Annotated in this window: 18 protein-coding genes, 1 pseudogene and 2 riboswitches; all 19 genes and pseudogenes read left to right on the top strand. The window is 39.9% G+C overall.

Going from position 1 to position 17,670, the window contains the following annotated elements:
- Nucleotides 1–94: 94 nt before the first annotated feature.
- The 19 genes and pseudogenes from PK547_01900 (at nt 95) to gltX (ending at nt 17,668) form a co-directional block, all read left to right on the top strand.
- Nucleotides 95–427 carry a hypothetical protein gene (locus PK547_01900; GenBank protein ID HPR91465.1) on the top strand — a complete coding sequence of 111 codons (333 nt, stop codon included), beginning with the start codon at nt 95–97 and terminating at the stop codon, nt 425–427.
- Between the two features lie 68 nt (nt 428–495).
- Nucleotides 496–3,159: a hypothetical protein gene (locus PK547_01895; protein ID HPR91464.1), complete on the top strand. Its 2,664-nt coding sequence runs from the start codon at nt 496–498 to the stop codon at nt 3,157–3,159.
- 112 nt (nt 3,160–3,271) lie between these two features.
- Nucleotides 3,272–3,357, top strand: a riboswitch (cyclic di-GMP riboswitch).
- Between the two features lie 61 nt (nt 3,358–3,418).
- A riboswitch (cyclic di-GMP riboswitch) is annotated at nt 3,419–3,504 on the top strand.
- Nucleotides 3,505–3,579: 75 nt separating this feature from the next.
- Complete coding sequence (locus PK547_01890) at nt 3,580–4,101, top strand: CAP domain-containing protein (GenBank protein HPR91463.1); 522 nt, start codon at nt 3,580–3,582, stop codon at nt 4,099–4,101.
- Nucleotides 4,102–4,116: 15 nt separating this feature from the next.
- Nucleotides 4,117–4,689, top strand: a complete 573-nt coding sequence (locus tag PK547_01885; protein HPR91462.1) for an epoxyqueuosine reductase QueH — start codon at nt 4,117–4,119, stop codon at nt 4,687–4,689.
- A gap of 1 nt (nt 4,690) precedes the next feature.
- On the top strand, nt 4,691–5,770 hold the full coding sequence (gene mnmA, locus PK547_01880; GenBank protein ID HPR91461.1) for a tRNA 2-thiouridine(34) synthase MnmA: 1,080 nt from the start codon (nt 4,691–4,693) through the stop codon (nt 5,768–5,770).
- 70 nt (nt 5,771–5,840) lie between these two features.
- On the top strand, nt 5,841–7,673 hold the full coding sequence (locus PK547_01875; protein ID HPR91460.1) for an alanine--tRNA ligase-related protein: 1,833 nt from the start codon (nt 5,841–5,843) through the stop codon (nt 7,671–7,673).
- A gap of 142 nt (nt 7,674–7,815) precedes the next feature.
- Nucleotides 7,816–9,228, top strand: coding sequence for a hypothetical protein (locus PK547_01870; GenBank protein ID HPR91459.1), 1,413 nt, complete (start codon nt 7,816–7,818; stop codon nt 9,226–9,228).
- A 36-nt stretch (nt 9,229–9,264) separates the two neighbouring features.
- Complete coding sequence (gene infA / locus PK547_01865; protein HPR91458.1) at nt 9,265–9,492, top strand: translation initiation factor IF-1; 228 nt, start codon at nt 9,265–9,267, stop codon at nt 9,490–9,492.
- Nucleotides 9,493–9,550: 58 nt separating this feature from the next.
- On the top strand, nt 9,551–9,664 hold the full coding sequence (gene rpmJ / locus PK547_01860; protein ID HPR91457.1) for a 50S ribosomal protein L36: 114 nt from the start codon (nt 9,551–9,553) through the stop codon (nt 9,662–9,664).
- A 58-nt stretch (nt 9,665–9,722) separates the two neighbouring features.
- On the top strand, nt 9,723–10,109 hold the full coding sequence (gene rpsM / locus PK547_01855) for a 30S ribosomal protein S13 (protein HPR91456.1): 387 nt from the start codon (nt 9,723–9,725) through the stop codon (nt 10,107–10,109).
- A gap of 27 nt (nt 10,110–10,136) precedes the next feature.
- Entirely contained in the window at nt 10,137–10,571 is a 435-nt protein-coding gene (gene rpsK / locus PK547_01850; protein HPR91455.1) for a 30S ribosomal protein S11, read from the top strand.
- 43 nt (nt 10,572–10,614) lie between these two features.
- On the top strand, nt 10,615–11,238 hold the full coding sequence (rpsD, locus tag PK547_01845) for a 30S ribosomal protein S4 (protein ID HPR91454.1): 624 nt from the start codon (nt 10,615–10,617) through the stop codon (nt 11,236–11,238).
- 27 nt (nt 11,239–11,265) lie between these two features.
- Nucleotides 11,266–12,294, top strand: a complete 1,029-nt coding sequence (gene rpoA / locus PK547_01840) for a DNA-directed RNA polymerase subunit alpha (protein HPR91453.1) — start codon at nt 11,266–11,268, stop codon at nt 12,292–12,294.
- 26 nt (nt 12,295–12,320) lie between these two features.
- A complete protein-coding gene (gene rplQ, locus PK547_01835; protein HPR91452.1) occupies nt 12,321–12,677 on the top strand; it encodes a 50S ribosomal protein L17 in 357 nt (118 codons plus the stop codon).
- 22 nt (nt 12,678–12,699) lie between these two features.
- On the top strand, nt 12,700–13,065 hold the full coding sequence (gene rplM, locus PK547_01830) for a 50S ribosomal protein L13 (protein HPR91451.1): 366 nt from the start codon (nt 12,700–12,702) through the stop codon (nt 13,063–13,065).
- 202 nt (nt 13,066–13,267) lie between these two features.
- Nucleotides 13,268–13,636 (top strand): annotated as a pseudogene (rpsI, locus tag PK547_01825) (30S ribosomal protein S9).
- A 144-nt stretch (nt 13,637–13,780) separates the two neighbouring features.
- On the top strand, nt 13,781–14,890 hold the full coding sequence (locus tag PK547_01820; GenBank protein HPR91450.1) for an FtsW/RodA/SpoVE family cell cycle protein: 1,110 nt from the start codon (nt 13,781–13,783) through the stop codon (nt 14,888–14,890).
- A gap of 3 nt (nt 14,891–14,893) precedes the next feature.
- A complete protein-coding gene (locus PK547_01815; GenBank protein ID HPR91449.1) occupies nt 14,894–16,066 on the top strand; it encodes a UDP-N-acetylglucosamine--N-acetylmuramyl-(pentapeptide) pyrophosphoryl-undecaprenol N-acetylglucosamine transferase in 1,173 nt (390 codons plus the stop codon).
- 60 nt (nt 16,067–16,126) lie between these two features.
- Nucleotides 16,127–17,668 (top strand): glutamate--tRNA ligase, encoded by a 1,542-nt coding sequence (gene gltX / locus PK547_01810; GenBank protein HPR91448.1) that lies wholly within the window; start codon nt 16,127–16,129, stop codon nt 17,666–17,668.
- Nucleotides 17,669–17,670 lie beyond the last annotated feature (2 nt).

Below are 17,670 nucleotides of genomic sequence, written 5' to 3'. Positions count from 1 at the left end.
TTAGTGGTTATCCCTATTACCCTCCAGTTGTAGGGGTAACCACTAAGGTCTTAAGACCTTAGCTTTTAATAAACTCTAAAAACATTTTTATAATATGAAAAATAAACAATTTTGGTCAAAAATATTGGCCTTAGCCATGGTGTTTTCCATGGTTTCTGCCAATGGTGGGATTTTGCAGATTTTAACAGCTAAAGCAGTTACTTCTCAAAAATTATTCTATTCTAGTTTCGAACCACCTACATGGAATGCAGGATGGATGGATAGTGGTAATTGGCAAAATGACGGCAATGACTATTCTTGTGATTCTAAACAAGCTTTGATTAAAGGAGATACTGGTAAATCTGCCCATACTCTTACTAGAATGCAATCTACTGCAGGGTATAGTAACATTAACCTAAGTTTTAATTATAAAATAGAAAAAAATTAGAAAGCAGTGATGGTGATTATGTAAAAGTTCAATGGATCAAAGATAATGGTTCTCACTGGACTGATATAGTGGGTGCCTCCTTTACAGGAAATGCTGGTAGCTGGACTTCTGTCAATTTTGCGTTGCCTCCTGATGCCGCTGACCAAGCACACTTCGGTATTCGTTTTGTAGCTAATCTTAATAGTAGTCATGACGTATTTGGACTGGACTGTGTAGAATTAAAAGGAACTCATATCCCCGTACCAGAAAATACTAAAGCTTATTGCTCAGATGACATTGATAATGATTTGGATGGATTAATTGATTTAGCTGACCCTGATTGTGCTTCTTTTAAGCCCCAACTAACTGTTACAAAAATTGTACATGGCGGTAGTAAGAGCGTATCTGATTTTGCCCTGTTAGCTGATGCCCTTCCTATAACTTCCGGAGTTCAAAAAACATTAGATGTGGCTAAAACCTATACAATTACCGAAACAGAAGACCCCCATTATACAAAGGCTTTTACAGGTGATTGTAATTCTTCGGGTTCAGTTACACTAATAGCTGGAGATACTAAATCCTGTACACTTACTAATACCTATCAACCTTGGTGCGGAGATGGTGTAGTTAATGATAACGAAATTTGTGAAGTTAATAATACACAGTCATGTTCCATAGGTAATTATCCAGGTTTGCAGACATGTCACGAGTGCACAAGTTGGAGCGATTGTGTTACGCAGGAATCTTGTGGAGATGGCATAAAGAATGAAACTGAACAATGCGATGGACAAGATGGAGTGGGCGCGCACCAATCATGTAGCGATAGTTGCACCTTAATTAATGAACCTTGGTGTGGAGACGGTATAAAGAATGGAGATGAACAATGCGATGGACAAGATGGAGTGGGCGAACACCAATCATGTAGCGGTAGTTGCACCTTAATTAATGAACCTTGGTGTGGAGACGGTATAAAGAATGGAGATGAACAATGCGATGGACAAGATGGAGTGGGCGAACACCAATCATGTAGCGGTAGTTGCACCTTAATAGATGAGCCTTGGTGCGGAGATGGTAAAGTTAATGGTAGTGAACAGTGCGATGATAGTAATACTAATAATGGTGATGGCTGTTCTTCTAGCTGTCAGCTAGAACAGACAGAGCAAACTTGTGGCAATGGTATCATAGAGGGAACGGAGGCATGTGATGGAACGGCTTTAGGTGGTGCTACTTGTAGCTCTATTGACCAGGGTTTTGATGACGGAACATTAAGTTGTAAGCGTGATTGTTCTTTCGATACTACTCAATGTACGACCGAAATCCCATCACCATGTACACAAGACTCTGATTGTAATGATAATGACATATGCAATGGTACCTATACTTGTTCCGAGGGACAATGCGTATCAAACAACAATAAATTACAATGTCCGTATCAATGTGATCCAATAAATGGTTGTAACGAAGAGCCTACTTGTGAGAATGTAATTGTGGTAAGTGATACAAATGATAATGTCTTTGATACTCAAGATGTTCTTCTTGGCAAAGCCATTCTCGCATGGAATCATCCAGGTTGGACAGCAATTATTAATGGTGCTAATTGGATTTGGAAGACCTATAACGTAGAAAATCCTACTCAAGATGAAACATACATCTTTAAAAAGGATTTTGATATTGTTGGTACGCCAGCTTCAGCTACATTAAAAGTTGCCACCGATAATTCATATCAAGTATGGGTTAATGATGTCCTTGTAGGAGGGGACTCAACTGAATTTAATTACACCCCTGCTGGCCAAGACCAATACGATATTACCAATCTTCATACTGGTTCTAATAATATTAAATTTGAAGTTAAAAATTGGGCAGCACAGGGAAGTACAGCAGAATCTAATCCAGCAGGTCTTCTATACAGATTAGATATCATAAGGTCTTCTTGTGAACCATCTACCCCAATAAATGGCGGTTGGACAGATTGGGGCGCTTGCTCAAAGTCTTGCGGTGGTGGCACTCAAACAAGGACTTGCACCAATCCAACACCAGCTAATGGCGGGGCAGAGTGTGAGGGTGAGAGTAGTCAGGCTTGCAACACTCGATCATGTGGTGGTGGCGGAGGGTCCTATAGCTATAGCGGTGGCGGCTATGCGACCACTGCCACTAATAGCGCCGGCGAAGTATTAGGCGCTTCCACGGAAAGTTGCGACCCCTATCTTATTAAATATATTAAGTTAGGAGCTAATAACGACCCAGATGAAGTAAGGAAGTTGCAATACTTCCTTAACGAATATTTGAACATTAATTTGCCCATTACCGGTGTCTATAGTTTGGACGATTACAAGGCGGTGGAGCAATTTCAGCTAATGACAAAAGGAGAAGTTTTGCAGCCTTGGGTAGACATAGGCTTATTGTCTAGTGCTGATGACCCAACGGGTTATGTCTATAGGACTACCCAAAGAAAAATTAATCTTATAGTCTGCCCCGGTTTAGATTTAGCTGTGCCAGACCTAAGCGATGAAATAGGCAAGAAGCTAATGTCTTTAGCTACTACTACTGCCACAGCCGAAGTTACTACCACTAGCGCCGGCGAAGTGCTGGGCGCAAGTTCGGAGGTTGCGCCCGAAACTACTACTGAGACAACACTAGTTCTAACTGCGGAAAGTACTAGTGGCAGGGGCTTTAATTGGTTAGCGCTCGTTGCCAGTGTTTTAGTTATCGGAGGCGGTTTATACCTGATTGTTACTCGCAAGAAAAATAAATAATTAAAATCAGCTAAACTATATTAAAAACAGCCTCTCTTCATGTGAATGGGGCTGTTTTTGTTATCCACTAAAATGGCTTGACAAGCAAAATATTTTATTGATATAATGACAGGTGTAAAGTGAAAGCGTAGATCCACAATTCTCAATTTGGACACCTTGAATTGTGGGGAGCCAATGGTGTAACCGATCACGACTGTCTTTTTTAAGGCAGTTTCTCATCGGGACCTTTACAAGGTCTTTTTTGTTTGGTTAAAAATTTTAAATAGGCGAAGACGCAGATCCATAGCTTATAATTGGACGCCTCAAAGCTATGGGGAGTCAGTGGCGTAACCGGTCGCTTATTTACTTTGGGAGATAGCTGCAAGGAGGGGCGGCCTATTCGACTAAGTAGATAAGTCGAATATGCAAGCCTCTCTTTTTATGTTATCTGCAAAAAAATTGTTTTTGAGCGCTTTAATTTTAAGTATTTTTGGTCTTTCTTCTTTGGCGCCTGTTTCTCAAGCAAGCAATTATTCCGACCAGATGGTGGGGGAAATGATTACGGCTACCAATCTAGAAAGAACTGCTTTAGGGCTTGAACCCCTCAAAGTTGATGCCACTTTAAACCAAGTGGCAGAACTTAAGGTTCAAGACATGGTTAAAAATGGTTATTTTGCCCATATTAGTCCTGCTGGAGTATCTCCTTGGCACTGGTTTGCGGTTGCCGGTTATGATTATCGTTATGCAGGAGAAAACTTGGCAGTGAATTTTACCGATTACAAAAATATTCTTCCTTCTTGGATGAAGTCTCCCAGTCATAAAGCCAATATAGTGGACCCTCATTATACGGCAGTAGGCATGGCTACCATGGAAGGAGTTTATAAAGGAAAAACTGTGGTTTTCGTGGCTCAAGAATTTGGCAAGCCGCAATTAGTAAATTCCGTTGATAAGAGCGCCAATTAGTGGTAAAGTAAGAGCATGAGCAAGATGCTTTTGCATATCTGCTGTGCTCCTTGCGGACTGCCAATTATAGATTATTTGATAAATGACTTGAAAATGGGGGCTGAAAATCTAGCCCTCTATTTTTATAATCCTAACCTGTATCCTCCGGGAGAGTATTTGAAAAGGCTGCGCGAGGTAGAAAAAATTGCCAGGATTTATAAGCTGACCCTGATTGAAGGGAAATATGATAACAAAGATTGGCTTATTTATTTGAAGAGGAACCTCGTTAAAGAGCCTGAATGTTATTTTGAAAACGAGGAACGCTGCAAGGAATGCTTGGCCTTTAGGCTAAATAATTTAGCTGCTAAAGCTAAAGAACTAGGTTATGGAAACATAGCGACTACTCTCAGTCTTAATCGTTACAAAGACACCGAGTTTATAAATGGATGGGGCAATAAACTGGCCGATAAATTCGGTTTACATTACGAAACTTTTCCTCTGGACAAAAATCAGGCTTATAGCAAAGGTTTAGAGCTGACCAAAAAATATGGAATTTACAGGCAGAAATATTGTGGTTGCGAATACAGTTTGTTAAGAAAAGAAAATTAAGATGGCTAAACGTTTAAAAGTATTTTGTGCTTTATCCGGAGGGGTAGACAGTGCCACCAGCGCCGCTCTTTTAAAAAGAGCTGGTTATGAAGTGGTCGGCGTTTTTATGAAAAATTGGGCACCCGAAGAAACAGAAGGCACCGGTTGTCCCTGGGTGAAAGACCAAGAAGATGCCCAAAAAACTGCCCAATCTTTAGCTATTCCTTTTTATACTTTCGATTTCCAGGGAGAATACAAGAATAAAGTAGTGGATTATTTATTCCATGGCTACGCTAAGGGAGAAACTCCCAATCCCGATACTCTTTGCAACCGGGAAATCAAATTTGGGCTTTTTTTAGAAAAAGCCTTGGCAATGGGGGCAGATATGATTGCCACTGGCCATTATGCCAGGGTAAAGCATCTCAACTGGTTTAATAAAGAGGAAAAGTTGCTCAAGGGCGTTGATAAAAACAAAGACCAGTCTTATTTTTTATGGCAGTTAAATCAACGGCAACTTTCTAAAACTTTATTTCCTGTGGGCAATCTCACCAAGCCAGAGGTTCGCGTATTAGCAGAGCGTTTTCATTTGCCCGTAGCCCATAAACCAGACAGCCAAGGCATTTGTTTTGTGGGCAAAGTCAAATTGGCAGAATTTTTAGAGACTAAATTAAAGTCCAAAAAAGGTCCGGCGATTCTTCTTCCGGAAAATAAAATTATTGCCAGCCACGAGGGAGCCGCTTTTTATACTTCTGGTCAAAGGCATGGATTCGGCGGCGGGGGAGGAGAACCATATTTCGTAGTCAAAAAAGATATGGAAAATAATATTGTGTATGTGGCGCGGAAGAATTATCCCGAATTATGGAGCCATGAAATTCGCATCCATCAACTCAGCTGGATAAAGGGAAGGGGACCGTCCCACTTTCCTTTTAGAAGCACTGCCAAAATTCGTTATCGCCAGCCGGACCAAATGGTAACTTGGAGGCAAAAAAACAAACAAGAGCTGACGGGTTATTTTAAGGAAGCTCAATGGGCGCCAGCTGTTGGACAATCGGTAGTCATTTATGATGGGGCTAAACTTCTAGGCGGGGGCATTATAATGTAATTTTCTGGACAAGCCCTTTTAAACAAGTTAAAATACAGCGTTATTTAATTTTGATTTATCTACTCTTCTCATGTATTCTGCGAATGATTTGAGACAAAAATTTTTGGACTATTTTTTTCGGAATGGCCACCAAGCAGTCCCTTCTGCCTCTATTGTGCCCGAGAACGATAGCAGCGTGCTTTTAACTTCGGCGGGAATGCAACAATTCAAGCCGTATTATACTAAACAGCTAAACCCCTTAAAAGATAACCATCCTGGTTTGGGCAAGCCCTTGGGGGCAAATAAAGTGGCCTCTATTCAAAAATGTTTTAGAACTAGCGATATTGAATCAGTTGGCGATGCTTCGCATCTGACGTTTTTTGAAATGTTAGGCAATTTTTCTTTTGGGGGTTATGGCAAGCAAGAAGCTTTTTCTTTGGCGTATCGTTTTTTGACAGAGGAATTAGGCTTATCTTTAGGACGTATGACTTTTACCTACTTTCAAGGCGATGGCACTACTCCAAAAGATACTGCTGGTTATGATGCCATAGTTTCTTTAGGAATAGCTCAGGAAAAGATTATTGGGCAAGGCAGGGAAGATAATTTTTGGGGACCCACTGGCAATTCTGGACCGTGCGGCCCTACCATAGAAATATATTTAGACGGACTAGAAGTTTGGAATATCGTTTTCAATGAATTTTATAGCGACGAGCAAGGCGGACTCACTCCCTTAGGGCAAATGGGAATCGATACTGGCATGGGGCTAGAAAGGTTAACTTTAGTCTCTCAATTTGAAAATTTAAGCCAACCTTTGGAAAACAATCATTATCCGACTATTTTTGATACGGATTTGTTTAAACCCTTGATTGATAAACTCCTAGAATTAGCCAATTTAAAGGCTGCGACCCTAGAAGTAAAAGATTGGCACGCTTTAAGGATTATGGCCGACCATTTGCGAGGCAGTTTCTTTCTTATTACTGACGGAGTTCTCCCTTCCAATACTGACCGGGGGTATATCTTAAGAAGAATTATTAGGCGAGCTGCACGCTATGCGCAAGTTTTAAAATTGAAAGATGATTGGCTGAGGGTGATGGCCGAAGTGATTAGCGACAATTATAAAAACTTTTGGCCCCAAGTCGGTGAAATAGATTATTTCTTAGAGATTTTTACTGGCGAGGAAAAGAAATTCGAAAAATCACTAGAGAAGGGGACTAAGGATATTTTGGCTTCAATTGCCAATCATAAAAAAAGGGGCGAGACAATGATTCCGGGGGAGGAGGCATTTGGTTTTTATGAGACATCAAGTTTGCCCTTGGAAGTCACCACGGATATTGCGCAAGAGCAGGGCATGGAGGTAGATGCCAAAGGGTTTGAAGAAGCTTTTAAAAAGCACCAAGAAATTTCACGAGCCGGTGTCGAGAAAAAATTTGGCGGACATGGTTTAAAAGACGGTTATGATTGGAACGAAGCTGACGTGCAAATTTTGACCAAGTTGCACAGCGCTACACATTTGGTTTTTCAGGCTTTGAGAGAAACGCTAGACCCCAATATTATTCAAAGGGGGTCAGATATTAATTCAGAAAGAGCTCGTTTAGATTTTAATTTTCCTAGAAAACTTTTGCCAGAAGAGCTTAAGCAGGTAGAAGACTTGGTTAATGCCAAGATTAGAGAGAATTTAATAGTTTCTGTTGAAGAAATGCCGGTGCAAGATGCCCTGGCTAGCGGCGCTATCGGAGTCTTTTCTGCTCGCTATCCGGCCAAAGTGACAGTATATTCCTTTGAAGATAAAAATGGCACAGCCTGGTCAAAAGAAATTTGCGCCGGACCTCACGTAAAAGAAACAAAAGAAATTGGCGCTATAAAAATAATTAAGGAGGAAGCGTCTTCGGCTGGAGTGAGGCGTTTAAAGTTGCAATTAATTTAGCAATTTAGAGAAAACAATTGTATAATATACTCGCAACAGTTTATTAAGTTCAAATTTCCTAAAGTAAAATTCATGTTTTTAATTTTACTAAAGAAACTTGATAAACTTTATAACTTTACGAAATTCTAACTTAAATGTTTTTATGTCTATAAAGAAAAAAGTTTATGATATTAAGCCGCCTCGCAATTGGCACAATGTTTCACGGGCTAAAAGCGATTCCGGTCCAGATTCAGTAACATTAAAAACAGTAGCGGTTGGTTTGGCAGAATCTAAAGCCGAATCTATAAATACGGCCAGTGGCAGAGCCGCTGAATTGTTTGGCGCTTCTAAAAATAAAAGTGTTCCTCAAAATAATTTTATTATCAAAAAGGCCAGGACTTTTTCTCATGCTGCAGCACCGGCTTGGATTAAAAAAATCTTAGTTCCTGCTTCTATTCTTATTGCCTTAGTGGCGGTTTACTTTTTGGGCTTTGTAATTTTGCCCAAGGCCAATGTAAACATTAATACTATTAAAACTCCCGGTGTTTATAATGCCAGGGTTTTTATAGCCACTCCGGCTGCTAGCGAAGGCATGACGCAAGTAGATACCTTGCTGGTGCCTGCCGAGCTTTATTCGGTTAGCCATACCGAAAGCCAGGAGATATTATCAACAGGCAATAAAATCGGGGGCAGTAAAGCTACGGTAAAGCTGCAAATTTACAACAATTACAGCACGTCACCCCAACCTTTGGTGGCAGGAACAAGATTTCAATCGGAAAGCGGTAAAATTTTTAGACTTGATTCTCGTCTAGTAGTGCCACCGGCTAAATTAGATAACCAAAACAAACTAACCCCCGTTTACATAGAAGCAATGGCTACTGCTGATGAGGCGGGTGACAGTTATAATATTCCTGCTGGAAAATTTACTATTCCCGGTTTTAATGGCACTCCAAAATTTGAAGGTTTTTATGCTACTAGTAAAACAGCTGCTTCTGGCGGGTCTTTAGGCGGTTTAAAGAGCGTGACCGCAGATGACCTTAAAAATGGCGAGGCCAAAGTGGGTAAAGACTTGTTGGGTAATTTAGACAACGCCTTAAAAACCAAGATTCCTTCTGACTATAAAATTCTCGAAGGCGCTAAAAATTATAAGATGCAACAAATTGAAAGCACTGCTAAGGTAGACCAGGTGGCAGAAAAATTTACTATTACTATGTCAGGAGAAGCTAAAGTAATAGCTTTTAAGGAAAGCGATTTACTAGCCATTATCAAAGCCCAGTTACAGAAGCAAGTGGATTCCTCTACGGACATTTATGGGGAGCCTAGCCTAGAATACACTATCAATAAAGCAGATTTCACTACTGGTAGCTTGACGGGTCAAGTAAAAGTCAACTGGTCTTCAAGGCCGCTTATTAATGAAAAAGAAATCATTGCCAATCTGAAAGGAAAAAGTATTAAGGATGCCAAGGCTTATTTAGAGAGTATTCCTAACATGAATAAAACTAGTGTCAAGCTTTGGCCTGGCTATATTCAAAAAATCCCTGTAAATGAGCAAAAAATCAATGTTACTATTGACTAAATGGCAAAAATTTAGTAATCTATAGCTACAATTTTGATGGATAAAATAGAAAGACAAGAATTAAGGCGGGAAGGCGTAATCACGGAAGCCTTGCCAAGTGCCAACTTTAGGGTGCATATTAGCGATAATGACCCCGAGGTCATGGCTCACTTAGCAGGCAAGTTGAGATTACACAAGATCAAAATTTTACCTGGAGATAGGGTCATAGTGGAGGTTTCTCCCTACGATAATACTAAGGGTAGAATAGTTTACCGCAATAAGTAAAAGTTTGTTTTTCCTTTATATACTTTTTAAGTTGTGATTTTATTATCTTTTCATTATTATGAAAGTTCAGGCATCAGTTAAACCTATTTGTCGTAATTGCAAAGTAGTGAGACGAAAAAAGAGAGTTTACATTATTTGCAGTAATCCGAAACATAAACAGCGCCAAGGCTAATTGGCGATGTTTTGTGTCTTATATTTATTTAATAAATTGTTTTTAAAGATTTAATTTTATGTTACGTATTTCCGGTGTTAATCTCCCAGAAGGAAAAAGAATAGAAGCAGCTCTGCCTTATCTTTATGGTATTGGATTGAGCTTGTCTAGGAAAATTCTTAAAGAGCTTAAGATGGACCCCAATGTGCGCGTGAAAGACATTCCCGAGGCAGAAGTAAACAAACTTCGTGATTATATCGAAAAAAATTACAAGATAGAAGGTGACCTGAAAAGGGAGAATAAAGACAATATTAAGCGCTTGATTGATATCGGAGCCTATAGAGGTTCTAGACATATTCGCCATTTGCCAACAAGGGGCCAAAGGACCAAGACTAATTGCCGCACTGTGAGAGGCAATACTCGCAAGACAGTGACTTCTGGTAAACACAAAGTTGAATTAAAGTAATAAATTTAGAATTATAGCTTAAATTTTATGGGAAAAAGAAGAGTTACAACCCAGAGTGGAGATATTGACGAAAGCAAAACAGTCGCTACCTCTGGTCCTAAAAACCTTGGTCGCCGTATTGAAAAAGGGGCTGTTTATATCAATTCCTCTTTTAATAATACCATCATCTCTGCCACTGACGATAAGGGCAATATTTTAGCCTGGTCCTCTTCTGGCTCCTTGGGTTTTAAAGGACCCAAAAAATCAACTCCTTATGCTGCCTCTAAGGTAGCTGCTACTGTAGTAGAAAAATTAGCTAAGACTGGTCCTAGCCAGGTGAAAGTTTTTATTAAAGGCGCTGGTAGCGGACGCGAGGCGGCGGTTCGTTCCTTGGTGACAAACGGTTTAGATATTATTTCTATAAAGGATGTGACCCCCATTCCTCATAACGGACCCAGAAGGCCAAAGGTGAGGAGAGTATAGAGTCTTGCCGTTTTAATTCATATATCTTATATCTTTTTAAATTATGCTAGACCCCAAATGTAAAAAATGTCGCGCTCTAAATGAAAAATTATTCTTGAAAGGGGATAAGTGTTTTTCGCCAAAGTGTCCTTTGGCTAAAAGACCTTATCCGCCCGGGAAATCGCCCAAATCCAGGATGAATAAGGAAAGCGAATACGGCAGGCAATTACATGAAAAACAGAAACTCAAATTGTCCTATGGTCTTAGGGATAAGCAAATTTCCAATTATTTTGCTACCGCTTTTAAGTCCCAAACCTCTACCCCAGAAGTATTGGTGCAGCTTTTAGAGTTGCGCTTTGATAATGTGGTTTTTAGAACCGGTTTTGCTCCCTCCCGCAGCGTGGCTCGCCAACTTACCACTCATGGGCATTTTACTTTAAATGGCCGTCGTCACGATGTGCCCTCAGCCCGCCTTAAGGTAGGAGATGTGATTGGCCTCAACGCTAGAAGCGCCAAATTGCCTATGTTTGAAAAAATAGCCGAGAAACTTGCCGAAAACACTAAAGCCAATCCCTGGTTAGAAATTGACCCCAAGGCTTTAAAAGTAAAAATTATCAGCAAGCCCACCTTGGCTAACATTAGTTTGCCTTTTGATATCAATACGGTAGTCGAGTATTTTAGCCATTAGTGAGCAATTAAAAAATTTGAGTTAAGTATGATTATTTTACCAAACAAATTTAATATTGTGTCGGAGAATGCCAAAGAAGGAGTCTTTGAGATTGCTGGTTTGTATCCTGGCTATGGCATTACCGTGGGTAATTCGGTAAGAAGAATACTGCTTTCCTCTATAGAAGGAGCGGCCATTACCTATTTTAAGGTTAATGACGCCCCTCATGAATTTACTACTCTGAAAGGAGTTTATGAAAACGTTCTCGAGGTGATGTTAAACTTGAAACAATTACGTTTCAAATTGTTTAGCGATGGACCTAAAACCTTGTATCTTGAAGCTAGCGGAGAGAAAGAGGTTACCGGTTATGATATCAAAAAGGACGCCGAAGTAGAGCTAATGAATCCCGAGGTGCATATTGCGACTTTAACTGACAAAAAATCCAGCCTGAGTTTAGAAATTACTTTAGAGAAGGGGATAGGTTATTCTCAGGTAGAAGATAGACAAAAAAGGGTTGGAAAGTTGCCCATAGGTGTGATTGGGGTGGATGCTTTATTTTCGCCAGTGCTTAACGCAACCTTTGAGGTTGAGAATATGCGCGTGGGCGATAGAACCGATTATAATCTTTTGAGAATTAAAATTACCACTGATGGCACCGTAGCGCCCCATGATGCCCTATATGAATCCTTAACTACTTCAAACAAGCTGACAGGGGCAATATTGAATCTTTTGCCTTGGGGGCAACCTAAAACAGAAGAAAACCCTGTTGCTACCAAAGAGACTAAAGTTGTCAAGGAGGCGAAAGAAGTAAAAGAGGAAGAAGCTGTTAGCTCTCCCGAGGAGATTGTAGCCGCATTAAAGGATAAGGACCCCAAAGATATAAAAATAGATGAAATGGGGCTTTCTACTAGGGCGGTAAAAGCTTTAAACGGCAATGGTTTCAGAACTCTCTCTGGAGTTTTAAAAATTAGCAGTGAAACTCTCCAAGGAATGAACCAGATTGGAGAGAAAGTCTTCGCTGAAATCAAGGAAAGGGTTGAATCATTGGGTTATAGCTTAAAAACCAAAGAAAAATAATAATTTTATTCTGATTAATTTTTAGTATGCGCCATTTTCAGAAATTGAGAAAGTTTGGAGTCAAAAAAAATCAACGAGTAGCTCTTTTGAAAAATCTTGCCGGTGATTTAGTAATGAAGGGGCAATTAAAAACTACCCCAGCCAAAGCCAAGTCTGTAGCCATTAAGGTGGAACACTTGGTTACTTTAGCCAAGAAACAAAATCTTGCCTCTTTCAGATTATTGAAGCAGAGGCTGCCCGCTAAAGCCGCGGATAAGTTATACTATGAAATTGCTCCTAAATTAGCTAAACGCCAGGGTGGTTATACTCGCATAACCAAGTTGGCAGAAAGAAGGACCCAAGACCGTTCTGAGCAAGTTATAATATCTCTATTGTCTGATTAATTAAGAGACTAGGTAAATAAATATGGCAAAAAAACAAATCGCTTCTACAATTACTTTAGATGCTACCGGTGAAACTCTAGGCCGTTTAGCCTCCAAAATTGCTAAATTAATTCAAGGCAAAGAAAAGTCTGATTTTGCTAATAATCAAACCGGTAATGTTAAGATTATTGTTAATAACCTAAGTCACCTTATGGTTACCGGGAAAAAGCAAACTCAAAAATTATATTATCGCCATACTGTTGGTTATCCCGGACACCTAAAATCTACCAGTCTAGATGAGATGTGGCAAGCAAACCCCGCTAAAGTTTTGTACAAAGCGGTTTTTGGCATGCTACCGGAAAATAAACTGCGTAATTTGCGTATGAAAAATTTAACTATCAATCTCTAATACATATAAAGAGAAGTATTTTAAAATTATGATGGCTACTACTAAAGAGAAAACAATAGAAACTAAAAAACCCAAAACCAAGATTTTGGCTAAGGAGCCTGTGGCAACTGTATCTAGACCTAAGGTTGTCAAAAAAACTCCCCTAAAAAAAGAAAAGCTTGTTTCCAAAGCAGATGTCTTTACTGGTAAATATACTGAAGCAACTGGCGGGCGCAAGGAAGCTAGCGCAAGGGCAAGACTTTATGCCAAGCAGACAGGTTTGTCTGTTAATGGCAAATCTTTGGAAGACTATTTTGGTTTAGAAAGTCTGCAAGCCAAAGTAGTTAAACCTTTAAAATTAACAAATGCCCTGCAAGGTTTTGGCATTAGTTTGCAAGTAAGGGGCGGGGGACTAAGCGGTCAGGCTGATGCGGCTGCTCTAGCCATCAGCAGGGCCTTGGTGATGGTAGACCCTGCTAATCGCTCTATTTTGAAACCGGCTCGCTTGTTAACTAGAGACAGTAGGGCCGTAGAAAGAAAGAAATACGGATTAAGAAAAGCTCGCAGAGCTACTCAATGGAGAAAACGTTAATGCTATATGTTTAAAAAGCGCCCTACCGGGGCGTTTTTTAATTAAAAATTTGGCATTTTAGAGAGCTTCGGCTATAATCTATTAATTATGACCGTCTAACGGATATGTTTATTAAAAACCTATCTGTTATAATAATAAGAATATATGTCGTCATTTAAAAAACCCGCATTTTTTTCTTTTATTTTAGCTACTATTATACTTTTGATAGTGGGTTTTTTGGCGCTTATTTCGGCTTCATCAGGAACAGGCGCTCGCTTGTATGGCGACCCGTTATACTACGTCAAGCAACAGTATTTAATCGGTTTGGCAGTAGCTCTTTTTGCTGGTTTTATTTTTTATAAAATTCCTTACCAATTTTGGCAAAAAACATCTGTATTTTGGTTAGTAGCAACGCTGCTTTTAGTTCTTTTGGCTTTTATTCCTCGCTTTGAATTGCCAGGAGAAACTGCCCATCGTTGGCTTAAATTGGGGCCATTATCCATACAACCATCGGAGTTTCTTAGATTCTTCTATATCATTTTTTTAGCTGCTTGGTTAGCCAAGACGCCTATTGCAGAGTTGAAGAGTTTTAGCCGAGGAGTGTTGCCCTTTGCTATCGTTCTGGGCATTATTAGTTTGATCCTTATAAAGCAACCAGCCACTAGCATAGTATTTCTCATTGGCACTACCGCGATGGCTATGTATTTAATAGCCGGCATGAGATGGAAGCACCTTGTTATACTTGTAGTTTTTGCCCTGATTTGCGGCAGCACTTTGATTTTTTTAGCCAAAGACTACCGTCTTGAAAGAATTTTGGTTACTTTCTTCCCCGAAAAAGCAGACGTTTCTAAGCTTCAGCAAAAAGAAGAATCGTTAGAGGGGATAGGCTCTGGTAAAATATTTGGGGTGGGTTATTTCGATTCGGTCAAAAAATTTCAATATTTACCCCTAGGATTTAGCGACTATATTTTTGCAATTTATGCCGAAGAAACTGGTTTTGTTGGCTCATTGGCATTAATCGGCCTGTATCTTTTTTTCCTTGTAAGCGGTTTCAAATTAGCTTGCAGCAATCAAGACCTATTTGCCAGATATGCCGGTTTTGGTTTAATTTTTACGGTTGGTTTGCAGGCTTTTACAACTATTGCGGTAAATGTTGGTTTGCTGCCGGTCACAGGATTGCCTTTGCCCTTCGTTAGCTATGGCAAGTCTAATTTATTAGTTATGGCCATGACGGTAAGTTTTGTCTTAAACACAGCCAAAAGAAAAACAACTTAATATATGAACAAGAAACACATTAGAATTATTTTAACAGGCGGCGGCACCGGGGGACATGTTTTTCCTCTAGTGGCTGTGGCTCGAGAGATAAAAAAACTGGCGCAAGAAAATCATATCGAAACTAGCCTTATTTATATTGGTCCTGTTGATTATACAACCCAGGCTTTGACGCAAGAAGGAGTCGTCTTGAAAAAAATTATCGCAGGCAAATGGCGAAGAGAATTTTCTTTCGCTAATATTTTTGATTTGTTTAAAACAGCTATTGGTTGTCTGCAATCTTTCTTTTGGTTATTTTTCTATATGCCAGAGGCAGTTTTTTCCAAGGGCGGTTTTGGGGCTTTCCCAGTTTGCTTAATAGCTACCATATTTCATATACCGTTATATGAACATGAGTCAGATACCATACCCGGGTTAGTCAGTAATCTTTTTAAAAAAACGGCGCGCAAAATCTTTGTGAGCTTCAAGTCTGCTTTAGCCTTTTTCCCCATAGCCAAAACCTATGTGTTGGGAAGTCCCATTAGGGAGGCTTTTTATGCCGATTATGATATAAAAAATTGTCGGCAAGTAGTGGGGCTAAAAGATGATAAACCGGTGGTAGTTGTTTTAGGCGGTTCCCAAGGGGCTCAATTTATTAATACTTTAATAGTGGAAGGGTTGGCAGATTTATTGCCCGAATGTCAGGTCGTCCATCAAACGGGACCCACTAATTTGGCAGAAGTGTCTAGAATGGCTGAAGTCATGTTGCAGGAATTTGATCCAGACCAAAATTTAAGGGTTGATTATCATCCAGTGGCTTTTTTAGACGAGCAGGCTGTTTCTGGTTTCAAATCTCTTTATAATGTGTTAGCTAGCGCAGATTTGGTGGTGACGCGAGCCGGTAGCGGTTCTATTGCTGAATTATCTGCCATGGGTAAGCCCATGATTCTTATCCCTCTCTCCAGCGCTAGCCAAAATCATCAATGGAAAAATGCTAGTACCGTAGCCAACGAGGGGGCAGGCATTATTTTGGAACAAGGCAATCTTAAGGCAAATACTTTAGCTCAAACTATTGTTAACCTTCTCCATAACTCAGAGAGATTAGCTTCACTTTCCTCAAAATCCAAGGCTCTAGGTCTAAGCCATAAACAAGCCGCTCAGAATATTGCTGAAATGATGTTACAAGATATCTTTCGATAAATAGATTGACTAAATGATTAACTAATATTATAATAAAAAAGCTATTTATAAATAGGAAAAATGGGGGATAAGGAAAATAATTTTCAAGATATTAGGGTAAGAATGGCGCCCAGCCCAACAGGATGGTTGCATATTGGCACCGCCCGCACGGCTCTGTTCAACTACTTAATGGCCAAGCATTACGGTGGTAAATTTATTTTGCGCATAGAGGATACCGATTTAGAAAGGTCTAAAAAAGAATACGAAGAAGATATTATCAATGGTCTGAAATGGCTGGGTATTACCTGGGATGAAGGGCCAGATATTGGTGGTGATTATGGTCCCTATAGGCAGACTGAGAGGCAAGCCATATACAAGAAATACTTACAGCAACTTTTGGACGAGGATAAGGCTTATTATTGCTTTTGCACACCCGAAGAATTGGAAGCCCAAAAACAAGAAGCTTTAGCTCGAGGTGAACAACCCCGTTATAGCGGCAAATGCGGCCGTTTAGAGAAAGCCATTGTGGCTCAAAATTTAGCCGAAGGCCGGGAAGCAGTAATTCGTTTTCGCATGCCGCAAAAAATAGTGAAATTTAAGGATTTAATTAGGGGAGAGGTCAAAGCCGACTTGGGCTTGGTGGGAGATATTATTATCGCTAAAAATTTAGATACTCCTTTATATAATTTTGCCGTAGTGGTAGATGATGCCCTTATGAAAATTACCCATGTAATCAGGGGCGAAGACCATCTTTCCAATACGCCAAAGCAAATGGCTATAGCGGAAGCCCTGGGTTTTTCTTCTCCTGCCTATGCGCATTTACCTTTAATTCTTGGTCCCGACCGTTCCAAAATGAGCAAGCGTCATGGCACAGTTAGCATTAAAGATTATATAGCTGAAGGTTATCTGCCGCAGGCATTGATTAATTTTATTGCTATGCTAGGGTGGCATCCAGCCGATAATCGCGAGCTTTATGACCTGCCGGCTTTGGTAGAAAATTTTACTATCGAGAGGTTGCAAAAAAGCGGAGCCATATTCAATATTAAAAAACTAGAATGGTTTAATCTCCAATATTTTAAGAATATTGATGAACAAACTTTGATTCAGCCCATTGTCAAACAATTGGTTGACAGCAATTTAATAGAAGTAAATGCCGACAAAGTAAGCTATTCTATTCCCGCTTCCAAAAGAGTGGTTGACCTGAATTATATAAGCCGCGCCATAGCCCTAGAAAGGCCCCGTTTAGCCAAAATAAGCGACTTTCAGTCTGTGGCTGAGTATTTATTCAAAGATGACTTAAATTATGCCCCAGAGCTTCTGAAATGGCACGGGGCTCCATGGCAAGAAGTTATTTTAGCTTTGAATTATGCCATGGATATCATTAGCGCCTTAGTTTTAGACCGTTACGACATTAATAGCCTGCAGACTGTTTTCAACGATTTTGTGGCTAGTAAAAGTCCTTATAAAGAAGATAAGGGTTTATTTTTTTGGCCCCTACGCGTTGCTTTGTCGGGCAAAGAATCTTCACCGACTCCAGCGGAAATTATTTTAGTTTTAGGAAAAGACGAATCTTTGAGAAGGTTAGAATTCGCGCGTAATTTGATTTTACCTTTAATAAGCTAACC

Source organism: Candidatus Paceibacterota bacterium, assembly GCA_035404205.1.
Classification (GTDB): domain Bacteria; phylum Patescibacteriota; class Minisyncoccia; order UBA6257; family JAVHQB01; genus JAVHQB01.
The sequence above is the reverse complement of the archived record's forward strand: the minus strand, read 5'-3'. Positions and strand labels throughout refer to the sequence as shown.